Genomic DNA, 20,892 nt, shown 5'->3' on the forward strand with positions numbered 1-20,892 from the left:
GTTTATAGTCACTTGTAACCGAGCACGGAAAACACTTTTACAGGGTTGGAAAAGCCTTTCAGTTTATGATCACCCAGGTCTTCAAATTCGAAATTGCGACCCAGGCAAAGGCTTTTAACCACGTCCGAAATAAATACCTGGTCGGCACCCGCAATGTCGCAAATTCGTTTGCTTAATTGCACTGCGGCACCAAAGAAGTCCTGTCCCTCCGTAACCGGCTCCCCGGCGTTTATTCCTATGCGTACGAAGAGAGGCGTATCAATATGAACTGACCTGAACTCCTTCAGGTCCTTCTGGATTTCCAATGCACTCCTGACTGCTTTTGACGTTGAAAAGAAACTGGCCATAATCCCATCGCCTGTATGTTTTACTTCCTGGCCATTATTTTTCTGCAAGCTGTCACGTACAATCTCGTTATGTTTCCGAAGTATGTTCATGGACATTATATCACCATAATGTTCTGTGAGGCTTGTTGAATTCACAATATCAGTAAAGAGAAAAGTGCGGACGGCCGAATCAATCTTACCATCCGGATGCACTGCAAACCCGGTTGGTGCAGTATCACCATTGCCAAGAATAGCTGAATAATCCCTGGGATGAACTTCAATAATTTCACAAGGAGTGTTTCCATGCGCCTCACTGTGGCAGGCAGCACATGCCTCTTTACTTGGTCCTTCGATCAGGCAGAAAATTGTTCCTTCTTCTTCGTTTACGTAAAACTTGTGGTATTTCACCCCGTACTTATCCTGCACGGCGAGATCAAGCAAATGTGCTTTTTCCACATCGCAAAGTTTAATTTGCCCTTTAAGGCCCTTATGAAGGTCCATATAAAGCGGCATGCCCGAAGTTTAAGCGAATGATTGTACTAAAGATACTTATTAACTACTGCCTCAGATGGTACTTTTGGACTTAACTTCTTTCCCGTCTTTGTCGAAGAAAATGTATTTTTTCTCTATACCTTTCTTTAACTCATACCTGTACATCTTCTCACCTTTGTTATTTTCCACCAAATCCGCTGAAAGAATTTTCCACTCAGAATAACGACTTTTGGTTAACGCAGATTTTACGTCAGCAGGAAACTTATCCTCCGTTAGAAATGTTTCCGTATAATCCCACACTCCATCCATGTGATAATGCGCTTTATGTTTCAGGTTGTCCTGGTCGAATGAAGCGCTGTAATCAGTCACATTGTTTTTCCAGTTTACATTCGCAGCTTTGGGATACTTTTCAGAAAAATGCTTTTCAGATTTGTTGGGTATATTGATTACCTGGGCTATCAATTGTCCGCAAAATAAAATACAGGCAAGAACTGTTGGAATGAACTTTAGACTTTTCATTGTATGTTGTTTTAGGTTTGTAAAACACTAATCCGGTTGTTCTTCTAAAACATAATCACACATTCCTTCTCCCCCAAATTGAACCTATCATCTCAGCATTGAAGTTTCACAGAGATCAGACCTGCGTTTCTGCGTAGTTGGGTCGTTAGGGATTACCGTTGCCTTAATAATGTTCTCCGGGTACGCTACTTAACGGGTTTGGTTTTCTTTTCTTCATTCTTTTTCATAGCGGGCATTTTAAATTATCATGAAAATATAATGCCAGTTGCCCGGATGAATTACATTTGGTGATGCAGAAAAAAATCTTTCGCGTTTTGGTTGTTGGCTGCGGCAATATGGGGAGCTCGCATGCATTGGCTTACAAATCAATTCCCGGCTTCGAAATATGCGGATTGGTATCCACAGGCAAAAGTAAGCAGGTTCTCGGTGAAAAACTTGGCGGAGATATTCCACTGTTCGACGACCTGGAATCCGCACTACAATCTACTCACCCTGATTGCGTCTGCATTTCAACTTATCATGACACCCATGAAAATTTTGCGATCAGGTCCCTGGAAGCCGGCTGCCATGTTTTTATTGAAAAACCATTGGCAGCGACTGTTGATGGTGCAAAAAGAATGATCGATGCTGCAACACGGACCAACAGGAAAATGGTAGTTGGGTACATCCTCAGGCACCATCCCTCCTGGCAAAGGTTTATTGAATTGGCAGGAACTCTTGGTAAGCCACTGGTTATGCGGATGAATCTGAACCAGCAGAGCCAGGGTAGCGCATGGTTGGTTCACCGCAGACTGCTGGAAGAATTGAGTCCGATAGTTGATTGCGGTGTACATTATATCGACGTCATGTGCCAGATGACGAAGGCGGAGCCTGTACAGGTCAGCGCGATCGGTGCAAGGCTTACAGACGATATGCCCTCAGGCAATTATAATTATGGTCAACTGCAAATCCGCTTTGCCGATGGCTCAATTGGCTGGTACGAAGCCGGCTGGGGACCAATGATGAGTGAAACAGCCTTTTTTGTAAAAGATGTGATTGGTCCCAAAGGCTCAGTTTCCATTACTGCCCGGGATGCAGGTGCTGCCGGCAAGTCTTCGAGTATCGATTCACATACAAAAACGGAATCGCTCCTGTTGCATCATTCAGCTCTGGATGATCAGGGGCATTTCAAAAAGCAGGATGAATGGATCGACATGAGTGATGAACCAGATCACCAGGAACTTTGTAACCGCCAGCAGCGATTTTTCTTTAAAGCCATTACGGAAAATCTTGATCTGGATGCACACCATCGGGATGCCCTGAATAGCCTGCGCGTTGCTTTCGCTTGTGATGAATCTGTTCATACAGGCAAAGCGATAAATCTGGAAGCGATAAATTAATTACATTCGGGAGTCCCCAATAAACCACTTTTAACTAACTGAAAAATCAACCAAATTATGGCACAGGTAAACCCATATCTGAATTTTAAAGGCAATTGCGAAGAGGCCTTTAAATTTTATCAATCAGTGTTCGGAGGAGAATTTCCATATGTTGGACGTTATAAAGACATGCCCCCAACTGAAGGAAAAGATATGAAAGATATTGATGGAGAACTTGTAATGCATATCTCCCTTCCGATCGGTAAAGACTCCGTTCTTATGGGAAGCGACATAGGTGGCGAATGGGCCAAAAATGTAGTTGAAGGAAATAATATCCAATTGTCAATCAATACCGACTCCGAAGAAGAAGCGAGACGCGTATTTAACGGCCTTTCCGCCGGTGGAAAGATCACCATGCCGATGGAGAAAACTTTCTGGGGAGCTTTTTTCGGCATGTTTATCGACAAATTCGGGATCAGCTGGATGGTGAATTACGATTATAACCAACAAAAGCAATAGGGAATTTAATACCTGTTTGTGGGGTAATGGCGAACTGCCGGCATCGGCCGTAAGCGTCATTACCCCACTTCTTTTTTCACGATTTTGCTATTATAATACTAGTTTGATAGTGCAAAATGGTGGTTTTCTTCTGACGGGGCTTTTAGTTTTGGTTAACGACCATTGCTAATTGCGCCATAGGAAAAACGACTGCCTGCATGACTAATATTCAGTACCTGAGCGACTGCCAGCTTGTTACACTTTTGAGGGAAAATGAAAACAGAAAGGCATTTGAGACTCTGTATAACCGCTACTGGAAAAAACTACTGATCCTAGCCCGCTGCAAAACCGGGTCTGAACAGGAGGCCGAAGAAATCGTACAACAGGTGTTTCTTAACATCTGGAAAATGCGAAAAGAACTTCATATCCGGAATACTTTTCATACTTACATAGCCTCTTGTGTCAAATATGAAATTCTAGCGACCTTGTCACGGCAACAAAAATATCAGAACGCAGTGAACACCTTATCCGGTAACCCCACCGCCGACCTCGATAACCAGACCTCTGAATGGCTTGACTATTCCGCTGTTCGCCAGCAACTGGAACAAACTGTACGAAGCCTGCCTGAAAAATGCCAGCTGGTATTCCGGCTTAGCAGGGAAAGTGGTTATTCTGAAAAGCAAATCGCAGACGTGATGAGTATTTCCAGGAAAACGGTACAGGCACATATGAGCAAGGCGCTCAAAGTACTTAAAGGCCGCCTTCTGCTTCCACGATAAAATTGCAGTATAAAAACCCGTCAGGATCCTGCCCGCGTAAACGGGCCAGTTTCTCAGCCGCCAGCTGCATCGGGATAATATTAACAACAGGGGCAAGCATCGAAGGAAAATGCGGGACTTCAATTTTAAATCCTTTCAAAGTTGCAGGAAGGTCATGACCGATTGAAACTATGTTAACGTCTCTCTCTGCAAGGTCATTGACCAGTTGGATATCGTAATCGCGGACAATCCTGTTGTCAAGCCAAAGGGCAATATTAAGACTGTTATTAATGATCTCCTGCGGGCCATGACGGAATGCTCCGGTAGTTAACGAAGTTGCCGGATGTTTCGCAGCTTCTTCCCATAATAACCTGCTCTCGTGGGCCGATGCCAGGTTCGCGCCACGCGCCAGGAAATAAGTGTATGGATTTTTACCTCCCCATCCGGAAGCCTCGGTCATATCCTTCCATTCGGAAATCCTCTGGCGGACCTGTATAATTGATGATGTAAGTTCCTCTACCATTGAATTATCCAGCCTATGATCTGCGATGCACCTGGCGAGAATGTTACCATTCAGGATGATCGATGAATAAGTGCTCACAGAAATACTGTTATCAAAACGGACTCCCATCAGTATGCAGGCGTCAGAGCCCCGGGCAAGAGCACTTTCATTATCGTTGGTAATGCTTACCACCGACGCTTTTGCCGCACGGCATTTTGGTAAAGCATTTACAATCTCAATACTTTTCCCGCTGCGCGACAGGAAGATAACTGCAGAATCCGGCAAAATATGGGTAAAGTGCAGGAAATCAGCAGCATCACACAGTTCAGCCTGTACCCCGGTTTCATTGAGCGCTGCCTGTAGTGCAATACCCGCATTCCAGCTGGCACCGATCGCAGAAATGTAAACATGATCGGCCCTTCGTACAAGCCCTGCTGAAGTTTTCATCTGCGCACTGCCTTCACCGAAATTATAATCTATGGAATTCAGCAACTGGTCAGGCTGATCGAGTATATCCCGAAGGTATTTTGTCATAGTAGTTACATTTTTCCCGCAGCCGCCTGGTCGCCGGTTATTTCGGCAAGCAGGTCTTCGAGCAACGAAGTACAGCTTTCACATCCTGAACCGGCATTAGTGAATTTTTTGACCTCATCCAGTCGTGTTAAGCCATTTTCCTTTATTTCTGTTACTATTGTTCTTTTTGTTATCCCCTCACACAAGCAGATAACGGTATCATCCGGCAGATTCGTGATCTTTTCCGATGCGGTGTCCGGGTTCACCGTTACCAGGTCTTCAGGTGATCCGGAAATTTTTATCCTGTTCCGCACCATGTGGAACAACGATGAATAACCACCGGCTTCGCCTAATAAAATGCCTCCCAATACATATTGCCGGTCAGGGGAAACATTGACACGCTTGTAGATCCCGGAACCCGGGTCTGAATGTACAAGCGGTATGTGATCTTTTTCGCCAAGTGCATCTCCAAACGAAATGACCTTTACTTCCATCACTTTCAATTTTGTCAACAGGTCATTACCGGTAAAGACCTTGTAGATTTTCGCCAGCCGCGCAGCTACAACTTCTGCCATTTCAAAACACGGGGCTGCCAGGCCCCATACTTTACCTGCAGCAAATGCACATTCACCAATAGCAAAAATGTTCTCGTCCTCACTCAGGTTATAGTTGTTTACAGCAATGCCGCCATTTGGACCTGTTTTCAACTCCGAGGAAACAGCCAGTTCATCACGTGGACGGATACCTGCTGACATTACCACCATATCAGCATTCAATTCGGTTCCGTCACTGCAAACCACCAACTTCGTGTTGTCCACTCCAACTATGCGTTCTACTTTTATGCCCGTCAGTATATTTATCCCCAGTGCCTCAATTTGCTTTTGAAGGATGGCAGCACTGTCGGCATCGAGCTGACGCGACATAATGTGCGGTGCAACTTCTATAATAGTTGTCTTCAGCCCTGATTCTGAAAGCGCCCGCGCTGCTTCAAGTCCGAGTATACCTCCACCGATTACAACAGCCTTTTGCCCCGGCCGCATGAAATCATGGATTGCCTGTACATCATTAAGGGTACGATATACAAATACACCCTCCATGTCCATATCTGCAATAGGAGGAACAAAAGGTACTGAACCGGTGGCTAAAATGAGTTTGTCGTATGTTTCTGTCGCGCCACGTTCAGTCCTGATCCATTTTTCCGCGCGGTTGATCTCAACAATCCGTTGTCCAGTCCGTAAGACCATTTTATGCTGAGCGTACCAGTTGGATGATGCAAGTATCAGTTTCTCGGCAACCTTATCGGAAAAGAATTTGGTAAGATTGATCCTGTCATATGCCGGGGTCTTTTCTTCTCCATAAACAACGAGGTCATAATTTTTGCCCAGCCTGTACTTCACGAATTTTTCGCAAAACTTGAATCCCACAGGTCCATTTCCAATCAGTACCAGCTTTGTCTTTTTTACCGGCTCAACTGAAGTCCTTTTCATTCGTTCATTTTTTCCAGGTACCAGGAATGGAAATTCACTACATCAGCTTCTGAAGGTGCCAGCGGTCCCGGCTCATACCGCGTCGAACGAATCCCCTTCTGGTTGTTTTCACAGAGATGCCAATCCTGCTCCCCGGTGATCTTCCAGAATTCAGTAAGCCTTTCCACATCATAATCTATTCCTTCTTCGGCCTTACCGTCGACCAGCCAGGTAAGGTCAACAACAGATCGCGATTCATCCAACGGTGTAATGCGCATCGACCAGAGATAATCACTCACTCCATCCATCCAGAAGTTAGGATAATTGATGAGACCTACCACACCGGCATCGTAATGCTTATGTTCGCCCATGAGAGGTGCTGCAGGTCTTCCATCCAGTGTATAACTTTCCATACCCGGACGCAATGGATAACGCGTAGCATAATGACTTGCGCCATTTTCGTTTTCAATCGTTCCAACAGCCAACCCATTTTGCTGCCAGATAGTCATGCTTTCCTCCACAACAGCTTCCCTGTCTTCAACCAGGTTGGCTCCCACTACAACACTGCAATATTCGATGTGAACCGGTCCGCAGTGATAGCACTCACGGAAATTCTCACCAATGAGTTTCCAGTTGGCATCGAGTTCATATCGGTCGCGGTATGCAACTTTCGCCTTGTCAAGCTGGAATGGTTGCAGGTATGGCGCAAGCCCCTCCGTTTCCCGTGTAAAATCCGGCGCCACATCACTAAGACAAATAAAAATAGCTCCCTCGATCTGCCGGATGTGTACAGGATGTAATCCAAAGTGGCTCTTGTCAAAATCTTCTGGCATTAATCGTGCATTCCGGAGATTTCCTTTTTTATCATACACCCAACTGTGGTATGGACATTTCAGGTTTTCTTCATGCCCACGCTCTTCCAGGCAGATCGCAGATCCGCGATGCCTGCAGGAATTGTGATGGGCATAGATTTTCCCATCATCATTCCTGATGATGATGACAGATTGCTCGAGAATATTATATGTAAAATAATCGCCCGGCTCCGGAATTTCACAGGAGAAACCCGCAAATAGCCATCGCTTCTTCCAGACCTGTTCCACTTCACTGTCGAACACTTCACGACTGGTATAGAAATCGCGTTCAAGACTCCATCCCTTTTTATATTGCTTCAAGAGCATTTGCACTTTATTCATATTGGGGAATTTTATAGCTTTTTGATTTTGCTGATCTGTAGAACAGCAGGAATGAGATTATTCCAACAATAAATACCAACAGGCTGAAAATTCCGAACACCTGGTGCATCGGCATGCTTTCATACATTCTGCCGATAAGAATATTTCCCAGTACAGCCCCTGCGCCGAAATACATTGCCCAGAGCAGCGATTGCCCGGTAGTTCGCCATTGCGGAGGCACTTTTTCGTTCACAAATTCAACAGATGCGATCCATAAGAGTGTCCATGTAACGCCATTCAGTGTTTCGATGCCAATGACTGCATAAGGATTATTGTTAAGGTAATACAACAACAATCTGAGCCCCGTTCCGAAAATGGCAATCACAAGTACTTTTCCGGGCGATATCTTCCGCAACATCCATGCTGCAATGAAATAGAACGGTAATTCACTGAGTGCCTGGATTCCGATTGCCGTTCCCGTTGTAGTAGACGAAGCGCCAATTTCACGCATGTATACGGTAAGAAAAAAAGAACTGCAGGATTGAGCTATCGACACGATTACCAGGATGAACAGGAATCCCAGCAGCACTTTATTGATTAAAGTCTGGCGCAGCCCCCTGAAACTCAGGTCCGCAGCTGAAACTGCAGGTGGCAATACGGTTAATGTTTTTGCCACTAGCCAACCTGATACCAGGAAAATCGCAGCCAGGTAAAAACAGACATCACTTCCGAATTTTGGCATCAGCAGACCCGTCAGTAATGCGCCCAGTCCAAAACCAGGTGCGCCCCAGAATCGTAATGTACTGTATGAAACTGTTGCGTCTGCCGAAGTATGATCAAGCGTAAGGCTGTCCAGTAACGGTAATACAGGTGATTGAAAAACTGCGAATAGGAAAATCATTACAGCTATTAGTGTGGTTCCTGACGCAGAAAATGGGAAAATGGCGAACAGGATTGCAGACAGTAATATGGCGAAACTAAAGCAGCGCATTTTACCGGCTCTATCAGCAAGCAGTCCCCAGAAGGGCTGTACGATCAGCATTACCAGCCACGGAATTGCTGAAAGATAGCCCATCTGGGAGCCACTCATACCTTTATCTTCCAGCCAGATATTCAGGTTGGGCATCCAGGCACCCAGCGAAGCGAAACAAAACAGGAAAACTGCCCGGAAGCGGTTGTTTTCCGTCCCGATTCTCAGCAATCGTCCTGTATTATGAATGTCCGGCACTTTGTTATTGATTTATAAGTTACGAATACTTTTTCCCTTACCCTACCATTGGCCAGGGAAAAGCTGAGTTGAGGTTAATTCGCTGGCCGGTACGTTGTGATTCCCGCGCAGCTTCAATGATTTCAAGCACATGAAGCGAGTGTTCAACGTTGATCAGTGGTTGTTTGCCGGTTGACATGCATTCGCAAATCACAGATGCGCCTTCCTGCCAGACATATGAACCGGTGTCTGTGGCAAATCTCTGGGTTGCGGGATTCTCATGTGTAGCCATATCCACACCGAAAGGCATCCAGTCATAACCGACCATATGCATGTTACCTTTTGAACCGTAAACTGAAATTGTTGGTCGCTCCTGCCCTTTTCCCTGGTGACCGTAAGGATCAAAGTAATTGAACCCGCACTGGATATGACTGATCACACCACTGTGATGCTCGAACAACACTTGGGCATTGTCTTCTGCAACGACCTGGATCGATCCTTTATCTTCAACATTCCTTGTAGGCGTGATCACATTTGTCATGGCAACAACTGATTTGGCTGGACCAAACAGACCGGTAAGCGTTGCAATGTTATATACACCAAGGTCCGGCAGACTGCCCCCATTTTCTTCGTAGAAGAATGCGGACCAGTGCGGACCTTCATGACCATAGTGGCCATGCGCCGCAGCGATCCGGCCCAACTTGCCCTCTGCGATCTGCTTTGCCATAAAAGCGAACTGTGGACTATTCACTACTGCAGGAGCGCCCCAGATCTTTACTCCTTTCGCTTTTGCAAGATCAAGGATCTCACGACCTTCCTTATACGTATTTGCCAGCGGCTTTTCGCACCACACATGTTTACCCGCTGCAATGGCGATTTTATTGAGGCGCCCATGCTCCTGCATATTGGTGGTATTGATCAACAAGTCGAACGGCACCCCGGCCAGCATTTTGTCAATATGCGGATACACAGTTGCACCACTAAACTGCTTCGCCCTTTTCTGGGCACGATCAGGCTTGATGTCACAAAGGCTGACAACCTCTGCAAACTGGCAATTGGCAAGATGGGGAAGATATACACCTGAAACACTACCACAACCAATGAGTCCTACCCTGACTTTCCTGTTCAAGGGCAACTGCGGAACATCCGCAGTACCTTTTTCGGCAGCAGTTGCCAATACAGAAGGAGATAAAACTGCAGCGGCACCCAGCACGCCAAAGTTTGTCAGGAAGTTTTTTCTTGAAATATTTTTCATGTCGTTGATTTTGTTATTGTCAGAAACTGATGTTAATAGCCTGGGTTTTGTTTTAATTTATTATTGGCGTCGATCGCAGCCTGTGGAATAGCGTAGAGCAGGTATTTCGGGTCACTGGCGTAAGGCTTGAACGGAGAACGTGGTTGCAGGAACTTATCAAACCGGATCATGTCCTGGCGGGTAAAGCCTTCCCATGCCAGTTCGAATCTTCTTTCCTTGTAAATATATTCGAGTGTTACTGATCCATACAATTTCGAAGGGTCAGTAAATGCCCTTGCCCTAATAGCATTTACTAAAGAGGTTGCTTCAGTATTGCTGCCGCCATTCCGTACCAGTGCTTCTGCCTTCATCAGGTACACGTCCGCTAGCCGGAAAATATGAAAGTCATTTTCCATACTGTTACTTAATCCCAGTTCGAAAGGCCATTTTTTAATCCTCGCCCCTTCTTCCTGGTTGATCCAGCCCCAACCGTCCGATCCCACTTCATTCATAACCATATCCACTGTGTGGATCAGTGGCCTGCCGTGCGGAGTGAGAATGATTTCACCAGCAGGGTTTCTCATTTCACCAATCAAGAAAGAGGCATCATACCTTGAATCTGCCGGATCAAACTCCTTAACATACGAAGGGGTGGCGGCTATACCGTTCCATGGACTTATATTCAGTCCAAGCGCAATCGGATCAAAATAGTGAAGGGTATTCAGCGCGATGTTGTTCTGCCTGCCGCTTCCGCCGGTTTTGAATACCGCACTAAAGATGGCTTCGCGTGAAATGTTATTGTTTGGAACAAAATTTACATCCCACTTCTCAAGCTGGTATGGCATGGCAAGCACTTCGTTGCAGGCATCGATGCATTCCTGCCATTTAGGTCCGCCTGCAGGATTCCACGACATTGCATTGAGATACATTTTCGCAAGCAATGTATAGGCGGCACCGCGTGTCATCTTTCCGTAGCTCGCAGGGGTTGCGACATCAGTACGCAGTTTGTCCTTTACTTCGTTCAACTCATTGACGATAAAGTTGAAAACTTCCGCCCTGGTCCTCGTTTCCGGTTGTGATTTATCAAGAAAGTCAGTAACGATGGGCACATTACCATAATGGTCAACTAGGATATAATACCAGAAAGCTCTCACCGCCCTGATCTCGGCCAGGATCTGCACTTTCAGTTCCGGAACAATTGCGTTGTTAATATCGATCTGGTAGTAGATCTGGTTGCAAAGGGAAATGTTGGCAGACGGTCCGAAATAGGACTCATTGAAGCCGCTGCTGCTCGCATTCCAGGTATGCCTCATAGTTTCCTTGTACATCGGCTCACTCCAGTCCCCTCCTTTATATCCGGGAATGGCGATCATATCGGATGACAATCCATCCATCGTAATATAGGTGTCCCAGTCTATGCAATGAAGCTTAAGTGTACTGTAGATCGAACCCACCAGGGCATTAATCTGTTCCTGGTTCGTGCCGAAATCGTCTACTGCTACCTGTGAGTACAAAGTCTCGTCCAGTTTCGTGCAGGATGTGGATAGTGCCACAGTAAGTGCCAGCGTGTATAGTGGTAGTTTGATTTTTTTCATGACCAATCTTTTGTTTGGTTAAAAATTCATGTCAATGCCAAAAGAGAATGTCCGTGGTTTTGGAACAAAAACATTTTCCAGCACACCGGGTGCCAACCCGCTCATGTTCACTTCGGGATCCATTCCATTGAAACTGGTGATAACAAAGAGGTTTTGTGCAGTCACATACAAGCGAAGCCCACTAATACCTTTTTCCTTTTTATCAATCAGCTGGTAAGAAAGACTGGCGTTATCAAGACGCAGGAAAGAACCTTTTTCAATGTAGAAGCTGGAAAATTTCGGATCATCGTTAACCCCGTTTGTCAGGGCATCCTTCATTACATTTGAACCTGGCAGCCATTTCACGTTGGCATACTGCAATCTTGGGTTATTGAGAACATCATTCCCATACACACCCCTGAAGAAAATGGAAAGATTGAACTTTTTATATGTCAACGAGTTGTAAATGCTATATGTGAATCGGGGCATCGCATTCCCGATATACGTATAATCGAGGCTGTTGATCTCACCATCCTTGTTCTGGTCAACGAAAACGAATTTTCCGTCTTCATCCAGGCCGGCAGATTTCCAACCATAGAATGTTCCTACTTCCTTGCCCTCCTCGATAATGTGACTGGTAAGGTTGCCTGACCCCCGCAAGTTGATGGAACCGGTTTTAATGCTTTCCGTTTGATACATGTCATTGGAAAGGCTGTTCACCACGTTCTTGTTTGTTGCAAAATTCAACGTACTGGTCCAGCGAAAGTTCTTGTTCCGGATGTTTTCCGTATTGATCAAAAACTCAAATCCGGAGTTGGTCATATCACCAACGTTTGCGAGTGTGGTCGGAAACAGGTTCGGTGGTACGGGGACATTGTATACATAAAGCAGGTCGGTGGTTTTCTTAACATAAAAATCCATTGCACCTGAAACACGGCCGGCAAACAATGAATAATCAATCCCAATATTGCTTGTAGCGGTCTCTTCCCACTTCAGGTCAGGGTTGTTATTCTGGACGTAGCGATAGGTGTTTCTCCACATTCCATTATCATAGTACTCATCGCCCCTTCCATAAAGTGCTATAGAATTATAAGGCCCGATCCCTTCCTGGTTACCCACCTTACCATAACCAATCCTGAGCTTCAGTTCGTCCACAACAGTACTTGAACTCAGGAATGCTTCTTCGGAAATAGTCCATGCCGCAGACGCTGATGGGAAGAGACCCCATTTATTATTCTTGCCGAATTTGGAAGAACCGTCACGGCGTATTGTGGCACTCATAGTGTACTTCCCGTTGTAACTGTAGTTAAGTCTGCCGAAGAAAGAGATCAGCTTACTCAGTTCTTTATTAGAACCAACATCGCCGGGGAAGAGATTTTCTCCTGCAGTTAGATTATTGTATTCAAACTGGTCGGTTATGAACCCCCTGTTCGCAGCACGAACAAACTGCGCATAGTTCTCTTCATATGAATAGCCACCCAGAAGCTTGAAGTCGTGATCCTTAATGCTCCTGTCGTATTCGCCCGTAATCTCCATCAGGTTCTTGTCCCATACATTGTTTTCACGGTATGCATATCCCCGGTCATTTCTTCCAGCCTGGGACGTGATGGAATTATACCTTGCCCCATCCTGCGTCATGCGCTGTTTAAACAGGTTGACCCCAGCCGTGAACCCTTCGAAGAGTTTGACTTTTATATTTCCATTTCCATAAAGCTGGCTTGTTTTGTTGTCATTGCTGTTTTCCTCGATGTTATGCACGGGGTTTCCCTGTTCCCAGTCATATTTTTCAAACCAGGTGCCATCTTCGTTCTTAATGTTATAAACAGGCAGCATCGTGTATGCCAACACCGTATTGTAACCATTTGTCGGCGAAAAATCACTTTGGGTTGCGCCACCCGTTAACGACAGGTTGATCCTGCCGTCAAGCACTTTCTGGTTCACACTGAATAGGGCGTTGAATCGCTTAACGCTGTTATCTTTCATGATCCCCTGCCGGTTAAGGTAGTTGAGCGACGCACGATAGTTGCCTTTATCTGTGCCGCCTGAAACGGAAAGGTTGTTGTTAGTTGAAATACCCGTGCGCATGATTTCATCGAACCAGTCGGTATTGCCACCCATATCGAGACCGGTAACATCCATACCATTGGCCGAAGTGTACTTACGCCATTCATCTGCGGATAGAAGTTCAGGCTTGTTCGCTACTTTATCTACCGCTATATAATTATTGAATTGGATCTTTTGCTGTCCTGACCTGCCCTTCTTTGTTGTGATCAGGATCACACCACTCGCTGACCGCGATCCGTAGATAGCTGTAGCAGCGGCATCTTTCAGTACACTTATTGTTTCAATATCCTGCGGTGCTACTGATGTCATATCCATACCCGGTACTCCATCTATCACGACAAATGGCGCACTGGAACCCGTGAGTGATGATGTTCCGCGAAGGCGGATGGTTGGTTTTGCAGTTACATCACCCGATTCTGTGGTTACTGTCAACCCCGCCACTTTTCCCTGCAGGAGGTCTGCTGCAGTTTGCGTAACACCTTTATTGAAGTCCTTTTCAGAAACAACTGCTATTGACCCAGAAACATCTTTCTTTTTCTGAGTGCCATAGCCGATCACTACGACTTCATTCAGCTTACTTTCCAATAGTTCGAGCTTCACCGTGATCGTCGCATTGTGACTGGCTGCCACCTCCTTAGTTGCATAACCGGTGTAAGTAAACACCAGCGTTCCATTTTCAGGGATAGTGATAGTGAATTTCCCTGAAGCATCAGAAGTTGTTCCAATGGTTGTCCCTTTCAACATGATGCTCACACCATGCAGTGGTGCGCCTGCGTCCGAACTGACTGACCCTGTTATTTCTATCGGTGGAGTTGCAACTTCTGTGGTTACCTGGAAATTTTTATTATTGCGTGGAATTACTACTATAGTATTCTCCACAATCTTATACGTTACCGGCTGTTGGCGGAAACAGAGATCCAAAACATGCTCCAGTGTTGCATTCTTCACGCTGATGCTAACCGTGCTGGTATTTTCGAGTTGCTTGTTGCTGTAAATAAACAGGTAGCCGCTCTGTTTTTTAATTTCATGGAAGACCTTGTCGAGTGATGCATCCTGGAGAGTGATCGTTAATGGTTGCGTAAATGCTTTTGCGCTGACCTGCAGGCCGACAGCAAGCAGCAGAACCAGTACGATCCACCCGCGGGCGGCGACTTTACAGGAAGTGTCAAGTTTCATAAGCTGGCAATTGTTGGTTTTATTTGTTAGTTGGCAATCCTTGTGTTGGCGAGAACGGTTAACGATTTACCATTCTTCTCGAAGCGGACCTCCCTGGTGAGCGATAAAATCTCCAGGACCGCTGCCAGGTCTTTCTTTCGCTCCATCATTCCAGAGAAGCGGACATCATTCAGTCCTGGTCCCATGTTCACGTCAATGTCATACCACCTGGATAGCTGCTCCATTATTGTGGGGACATTTGCATTATTGAGTTTGAACAGACCCGATTTCCAGGCCATTACTGCCTCCAGGTCGGGAGATTTATCAAGATGGATCTTTTTTGAACCGGGAAGAAGCCTGGCCTGCTGACCAGGAGCAAGCAACTGCTCACTGCCGTTACCGGCAAACTTTACTTTGCCTTCGAGCAGGGTAACTACAGGCTGCCCATAAGTGTTGACGTTAAAATGTGTACCCAGTACTTCTGTAGATGAGGTTTGCGTACGCACAACAAATTTCCGCGCAGCATCCGGACTTACTTCAAAATATACTTCACCGGTTATCTCAACTTCCCGTTGTTTTCCGCTGAACGAAACGGGGAAATGCATTGTGCTTTCCATGTTGAGCCAGGCAATGGTACCGTCAGAAAGCCGGATTGACTGGACCTTACTGCCTTTGGGTACACTAATGGTGTTGAAGAGAATTTCCTGGCTTTCGCGGTTTTGATGCAGGTAGGCTAGCTGACCATCAGGCTGTTTGTGAATAATTGCAGAACCCTGGCTTGCAACCGGACCGGTATTTACCATCTCTAAAGGAATCGTGGAACCGTTTGCAAGTGTAAGACTAACGCCTTCAATCTTTTCAGGCGCGATTTTGGTGCGGGCTATTTGAGGTTCACTGTCTTTCCTTTTACCTGAAGTATAAGTGTAAAAAAATAAGCTTGCGCTTCCGATTATTACCAGTACACTGGCAGCAATGGCGAATTTCCTGGTCAACCTGTTGATCCGTGGTTCATCCATGATCTGGCTGAACATCCTTGCCTTAAGCTCGTCTTCCGAATCTGCACTCATCCAGTTGAGGCTTTCTTCAGGATGATCATTGTACCAATGTTCAAACTCCTGTTTTTCTTCCTCGGTAATGGTGCCGTTCAGCCATTTCTCCGCCAATACCCTTATTTTCTCCTGTTGGTTCACGTAAAAAGGTTGTGTTACCTTTTATAGAGAAGAAAATAAGGGACTACCCTTAGTGCACCGGAAAAAAAGTTTCCAGTTATTCCGACCTGAGGCTTTTTACCGGGTTGGCCACAGCAGCTTTTATAGCCTGGAAACTGATAGTCGCGAGGGTTATGGTAATTGCAAGCACTGCAGCGGCAATAAATACGAGCGGACTGATATTAATATGATAATCATATTTCTGCAGCCAGTTATCCATGAAAAGCCACGCAATTGGTGAGGCAATCAGGCAACTGATGACTACAAGCAGCACAAAATCCCTTGAAAGTAGAATCCATAATTGTGGTACTGAGGCCCCGACAACTTTGCGAATGCCGATTTCTTTTGTCCGACGCTCAGCCATAAATGAAGCGAGACCGAATAAGCCCAGGCAGCTGATAAAGATTGCCAGTACGGCAAATATTCCGGCTAACCTGCCCACCTGGTTTTCATTCCTGAATTTACGCGCAAACGCTTCATCAGTGAATTGGTAGTCAAACGGGTATGCCGGGTTATGGCGTTCGAAAACCGGCTGGATTGAAGCCAGCGCTTTCCTTATATCAACATCTTTCTTAAACCGGACAAAGCCCTGCCCGATAAAGTATGGTCTTAGCAACATGATGGCCGGCATAACAGGTTTATATGGATTTTCCATCAGCATATCTTCAGACACCCCGATCACCGTCAGGTTTTCCTGGTCATATTTAACGGTGCTGCCCAGTGGCTTTTTGAACCCCATCAGTTTAGCTGCTGACTCGTTAATGATGACAGAGTTACTATCAGTTGAAAAATCACGCGAAAAAAAACGGCCGTCTTTGAGTTTAATTCCGGAAGTCTTTTCATAGTCATAATCCACCATTATTGTTGAAAACAATGGTTTGCTTTCCCGGTCCATCCCCTCCCAGGTAAAATTATCCCACGAATTGTAAACCCCGGTCATTGGGCTTGATGATTTGCTGACTGCTTCAACATAACCCGTTCCCTGGAGCTCGCGTTTCAAGGCATCATAATTTTTCTCCAGGTCAGCTGAAATATTAAAGCCAATGAGGTTATTGGGATCATATCCAAGAGGCCGATCCTTAGCATGCTGGATCTGCTGGAAAATAACTACAGTTCCGATTATGAGGGCTATACTGAAACTGAATTGCGTAACCACCAGTATCTTACGTGGCAGGTTAGCCGATTTCCCTGGTTGAAATGTTCCTTTCAACACTTTTACCGGGTTAAACCCGGAAAGATAAAATGCCGGGTAGCAACCAGCAAGCAAACCCGTAACAATACATCCGGCCAATGCAGTTCCCAACAAAGCATAGTTGTCAAATTCAAAGCTGATATCCCTGAAACCAATATCTTTTAGTAACGGCAGGGATACTTTTACCAGGAAAAGGGAAATCATGAATGCAATGAATGTAGTTACCAGCGATTCGCCAAGGAACTGGCTGATCAGCTGCTTCCGCTGCGAGCCTACGGCTTTACGGATCCCAACTTCTTTCGCCCTTTTTTCCGAACGTGCTGTACTGAGGTTCATGAAGTTAATGCAGGCGATTAACAACACCAGGATCCCCACGATCGCGAAGAGACGGACATATTCTATAGCGCCACCGGTGTTCACCCATTCTTTAAAATCATCATATAGATGCCAGTTTTCCATCGGGTGCACGAACAGGGTGGCTTCTTTCTTGTCATCCACCTTTTCACGGACAATATTCTCAATGCGTTTCGAGAACGTGCTTGTTGTAACACCATCTTTCAGTTCAACTATTGTCTGCAGGAAATTATTCTGCCACTGCGTCTTGGCATTCCTTACAAAGTCACTTGTCGCAACGTTTAGTTCATACGGCATGAGAAGGTCAAAACTGAGAGTGGAATTTGACGGCACATTCCTGGCAACTCCGGTAACTATGACATTGTGGGCATTGTCGATTTTAATCATTTTCCCCATCGGATCCTCGTTACCAAATAAAGCGGTGGCAAGTCTTTCGGACAGCACTATTGAATATGGTTCATTCAAAGCCTTATCCGCATTTCCTTTTACCAGCGGGAATGAAAACATTCTGAGGAAATCGGGATCAGCAAAATGACCTTCCATCTGCAGACGCTTATTGCCCACAACGAGGCTATGCCCACCACCCCAGTCCAGCCGGGTGATATATTTTACATCCGGATATTTGCTTTTCAGTTCATCATATAACGGCAACATTACACCGGTCTGCACCCGCTTCACATTGTTGAAGTTCGTTTTCTTCATTACGATCGCAATGTTCTTGCGGTGCGTGTGAAATTTGTCAAAACTGAGTTCATACTGCACCCACAGACCAATAAGCATGGCTACAGCCATCCCAACCGACAGGCCGAAGATGTTTATAAAAGAATAACCTTTATTCTTCCACAGGTTGCGGATCGCTGTCTTGAAGTAATTGCTGAACATGATGAAGCAGTTGTGTGCCGGTAATTGTGCCAGTACTATGCCTGAAATATAACTTGCTGTAAATCAAATCCTTGACGAATGTATAAAAATACCAACTGTCCGGTTTTGATACTATCCTGTCCGTTATTGAGCATTTAATTGAGAATCTTACCTTCGCGCGCAGAAAACAAGGATATGAATCTGAAAGCACGTCTTGAACAAAGGGCACAGGGGAAATGTGAACTGTGCGAATCGACTGAAGCAATTAGCATTTACGAGGTTGGGCCGGATTCGGCCACCAAAGAGGAAATAGCGATTTTAGTTTGCAACAAATGCCTTGCACAACTTCAAAAGAAAGAGTCACTCGACAAAAAGCATTGGGCAGACTGCCTGCCCCGATCGATGTGGAGTGAAGTACCTGCGGTGCAGGTTGCCTCATGGCGGATGCTGAACAGGTTGCGGCACGAAAGCTGGGCTATGGAAGCACTCGATATGATGTACCTCGACGACGAAACACTTGAATGGGCAAAAGCTGAAGGTGATCATGTTCATGAAGGTGAAGTTGACCTGCATAAGGATTCAAATGGCAACGTGTTACAGAACGGCGATACCGTTGTATTGGTAAAGTCTCTTGATGTGAAAGGATCAACACTAACAGCCAAACTGGGAACAGTGGTAAAGAATATCCGCCTGGTTGAAAACAATACAGAACAGATCGAAGGTAAGATAGAGGGACAGACGATTGTTATCCTCACGAAATATGTAAGAAAGCAGGGCGCCTGACCCAACCAAATTCTTAAGAAGCAATATCTGTATTCTAAAACAAGGATATGAAAAAGGTATTGATGTTGTGCATTTCAGCATTCGTTTTGCTTACAGGTTGCAGGAAAGATCACTACAAACCCGGCGGCACATATAAACCGGACATATCTCCAGATGAATTTTCTTCTGGCACGGTTATTACCAACCCATATTTCCCGGCCCCGCCAGGAAAAAAGTATACTTATGAAGGCGAAACGGCGGAAGGATCAGAAAAGGTAGTAGAACAAAGGCTGGCTGAAACAAAGGTCATAATGGGCATCACCTGCATTATTGTGAATTTCAAAGCCTTTGTTGATGATGAACTGGTCGAAGAAGCCTGGGATTGGTATGCACAGGATAACGATGGAAATGTCTGGTACTTCGGGGAAGCAGTAGATAACTATGAAGAAGGCGTATTGGTTAACCACGATGGCTCGTGGGAAGCAGGTATAGATGGTGCACAGCCTGGGATCATAATGCCTGCGCACCCTTATGTAGGCCTGCAATACCGGGAAGAATATTATCCTGGTGAAGCCGAAGATGAAGCCGCAGTAATCGCAACAGGCCTTAACGTGACAATTCCGTTTGGGTCATTTGACAATTGTCTCCAGACGAAGAACTGGACTGATCTTGAGCCAGGCATAGTGGAATTCAAGTTTTATGCGCCAGGCGTCGGTCTGGTTAAGGAGTTGAACCAGCAGGAAAACGAGGAGATTGTACTGGTTGAAATTGAATGAGTCTGTTGTTCATCGTTTTCTATTATCAAGCTTAGCTAAAGTTTCTGCGATCAGTTTGTCAGCAGCCAATAGTCGGGCTCTTCTCGATTCAACCTCGGCCAGTTTTACACGCAGTGCATCGGCATCTTTAAGGTCTGTATTCCTTATGGCATCGAGCAGGTCCTCGTTGTTTGCATATGTTCCATCGTCAACTCCAAGCATTTCTTTCAGACGAACCCATTCTTCCGGTGCAGGATCGACAACCTGGTCAATCAGGTCTTTGAATTTATTCAGTTGTTCGATAAACCTTCCGACATTAAAATTTGGCTTGAAGATGTTTTTACTGGTGTAAGCGGCCACCACAAGATCACTCATATACTGAGGTATGGTCACCAGCGTTTCATCCGGGAGAGGGCCGTAATCTCCGCTCTTGTAGGTTCTCCATCTAAGGAACTCAGACCCCGGCAATTCCTCGACATTAATCCGGGCTATAATTTCAACATCGCCGGCAGAAGTATCTATAATGACGGACCCATCACCTGGCCAGGCACCGGCAGGGGTAACGGACTCTATAGGTGAACCCGCTACGACTTCGTCAATATTGGTATCGAAGACAAAAATCTGAGTCTGGGACTGCGGCGGTTTGAATGTCAGCGGGTCAACATACCAGACAGTTGCAATAACATGGTTAAGGTGGAATTCCTGGAGGACAGTAGGAAAATCGTTAAAAGTGGAAGGGTACACTCCAATTATATTTTTAAAAAATTTATTGTATAACTTGTATTCGCCGGGGGAAGATTCAGCAGTTACTGTCATTTTGGGGATGAAAGAATACCCGGGATCAATATTGTCCAGGTAAAATCCTCCCGGAAGTTCCTCACCGGTTGGAAAAACCCGGTTACGTTGTGTAAAGCTGGGCATA

Annotated in this window: 17 protein-coding genes; 5 read left to right on the forward strand and 12 right to left on the reverse strand. The window is 45.6% G+C overall.

The annotated features are described in order from the left end of the window. Positions 1-8 precede the first annotated feature (8 nt). Together OI18_RS21440 and OI18_RS21445 are read right to left on the reverse strand one after the other, a co-directional pair. On the reverse strand, positions 9-839 hold the full coding sequence (locus tag OI18_RS21440) for a nickel-binding protein (RefSeq protein WP_039143887.1): 831 nt from the start codon (positions 837-839) through the stop codon (positions 9-11). Positions 840-890: 51 nt separating this feature from the next. Next, positions 891-1,337 carry a PepSY-like domain-containing protein gene (locus OI18_RS21445; protein WP_152616915.1) on the reverse strand — a complete coding sequence of 149 codons (447 nt, stop codon included), beginning with the start codon at positions 1,335-1,337 and terminating at the stop codon, positions 891-893. Positions 1,338-1,627: 290 nt separating this feature from the next. On the opposite strand from OI18_RS21445, the gene OI18_RS21450 reads away from it, so the two are divergent. The 3 genes from OI18_RS21450 to OI18_RS21460 all read left to right on the forward strand — a co-directional run bounded on the left by OI18_RS21450 (position 1,628) and on the right by OI18_RS21460 (position 3,972). Beyond that, positions 1,628-2,716 carry a Gfo/Idh/MocA family protein gene (locus tag OI18_RS21450; protein WP_039143891.1) on the forward strand — a complete coding sequence of 363 codons (1,089 nt, stop codon included), beginning with the start codon at positions 1,628-1,630 and terminating at the stop codon, positions 2,714-2,716. 57 nt (positions 2,717-2,773) lie between these two features. Then, positions 2,774-3,214 carry a VOC family protein gene (locus OI18_RS21455; RefSeq protein WP_039143893.1) on the forward strand — a complete coding sequence of 147 codons (441 nt, stop codon included), beginning with the start codon at positions 2,774-2,776 and terminating at the stop codon, positions 3,212-3,214. A 197-nt stretch (positions 3,215-3,411) separates the two neighbouring features. Continuing rightward, positions 3,412-3,972 carry an RNA polymerase sigma-70 factor gene (locus tag OI18_RS21460; protein ID WP_039143894.1) on the forward strand — a complete coding sequence of 187 codons (561 nt, stop codon included), beginning with the start codon at positions 3,412-3,414 and terminating at the stop codon, positions 3,970-3,972. Here OI18_RS21460 and OI18_RS21465 read toward each other — a convergent pair. From OI18_RS21465 to OI18_RS21505, 9 genes are all read right to left on the reverse strand, one after another. Beyond that, positions 3,944-4,987 carry an SIS domain-containing protein gene (locus OI18_RS21465; protein WP_039143896.1) on the reverse strand — a complete coding sequence of 348 codons (1,044 nt, stop codon included), beginning with the start codon at positions 4,985-4,987 and terminating at the stop codon, positions 3,944-3,946. The genes OI18_RS21460 and OI18_RS21465 overlap by 29 nt on opposite strands. A gap of 5 nt (positions 4,988-4,992) precedes the next feature. After that, on the reverse strand, positions 4,993-6,453 hold the full coding sequence (locus tag OI18_RS21470) for an FAD-dependent oxidoreductase (RefSeq protein WP_052273468.1): 1,461 nt from the start codon (positions 6,451-6,453) through the stop codon (positions 4,993-4,995). Further along, on the reverse strand, positions 6,450-7,625 hold the full coding sequence (locus OI18_RS21475) for an aromatic ring-hydroxylating oxygenase subunit alpha (RefSeq protein WP_039143898.1): 1,176 nt from the start codon (positions 7,623-7,625) through the stop codon (positions 6,450-6,452). The genes OI18_RS21470 and OI18_RS21475 overlap by 4 nt, the downstream gene beginning before the upstream one ends. Continuing rightward, positions 7,618-8,832: an MFS transporter gene (locus OI18_RS21480; protein ID WP_160290273.1), complete on the reverse strand. Its 1,215-nt coding sequence runs from the start codon at positions 8,830-8,832 to the stop codon at positions 7,618-7,620. Before OI18_RS21480 ends, OI18_RS21475 begins: the two co-directional genes overlap by 8 nt. Positions 8,833-8,869: 37 nt before the next feature. After that, the gene (locus tag OI18_RS21485) at positions 8,870-10,066 is read right to left on the reverse strand and encodes a Gfo/Idh/MocA family protein (RefSeq protein ID WP_205410090.1); all 1,197 of its coding nucleotides are present in this window, start codon (positions 10,064-10,066) and stop codon (positions 8,870-8,872) included. Positions 10,067-10,098: 32 nt separating this feature from the next. Continuing rightward, positions 10,099-11,640 (reverse strand): RagB/SusD family nutrient uptake outer membrane protein, encoded by a 1,542-nt coding sequence (locus OI18_RS21490; RefSeq protein ID WP_039143901.1) that lies wholly within the window; start codon positions 11,638-11,640, stop codon positions 10,099-10,101. Between the two features lie 18 nt (positions 11,641-11,658). Beyond that, positions 11,659-14,859 (reverse strand): TonB-dependent receptor, encoded by a 3,201-nt coding sequence (locus OI18_RS21495; RefSeq protein ID WP_052273469.1) that lies wholly within the window; start codon positions 14,857-14,859, stop codon positions 11,659-11,661. A 26-nt stretch (positions 14,860-14,885) separates the two neighbouring features. Beyond that, a complete protein-coding gene (locus tag OI18_RS21500; protein ID WP_039143903.1) occupies positions 14,886-16,028 on the reverse strand; it encodes a FecR family protein in 1,143 nt (380 codons plus the stop codon). Between the two features lie 76 nt (positions 16,029-16,104). Then, positions 16,105-18,474 (reverse strand): ABC transporter permease, encoded by a 2,370-nt coding sequence (locus OI18_RS21505; protein WP_039143905.1) that lies wholly within the window; start codon positions 18,472-18,474, stop codon positions 16,105-16,107. Between the two features lie 174 nt (positions 18,475-18,648). Here OI18_RS21505 and OI18_RS21510 point away from each other — a divergent pair, with 174 nt between their 5' ends. Together OI18_RS21510 and OI18_RS21515 are read left to right on the forward strand one after the other, a co-directional pair. Beyond that, on the forward strand, positions 18,649-19,236 hold the full coding sequence (locus OI18_RS21510; protein WP_039143907.1) for a PhnA domain-containing protein: 588 nt from the start codon (positions 18,649-18,651) through the stop codon (positions 19,234-19,236). 47 nt (positions 19,237-19,283) lie between these two features. Next, positions 19,284-19,991 carry a hypothetical protein gene (locus tag OI18_RS21515; RefSeq protein WP_052273470.1) on the forward strand — a complete coding sequence of 236 codons (708 nt, stop codon included), beginning with the start codon at positions 19,284-19,286 and terminating at the stop codon, positions 19,989-19,991. Positions 19,992-20,000: 9 nt separating this feature from the next. On the opposite strand, the gene OI18_RS21520 is transcribed toward OI18_RS21515, so the two are convergent. Further along, positions 20,001-20,891, reverse strand: a complete 891-nt coding sequence (locus tag OI18_RS21520; protein ID WP_039143909.1) for a hypothetical protein — start codon at positions 20,889-20,891, stop codon at positions 20,001-20,003. Between the last annotated feature and the right edge of the window lies 1 nt (position 20,892).

It is taken from the genome of Flavihumibacter solisilvae, from assembly GCF_000814475.1.
Lineage (GTDB): Bacteria > Bacteroidota > Bacteroidia > Chitinophagales > Chitinophagaceae > Flavihumibacter > Flavihumibacter solisilvae.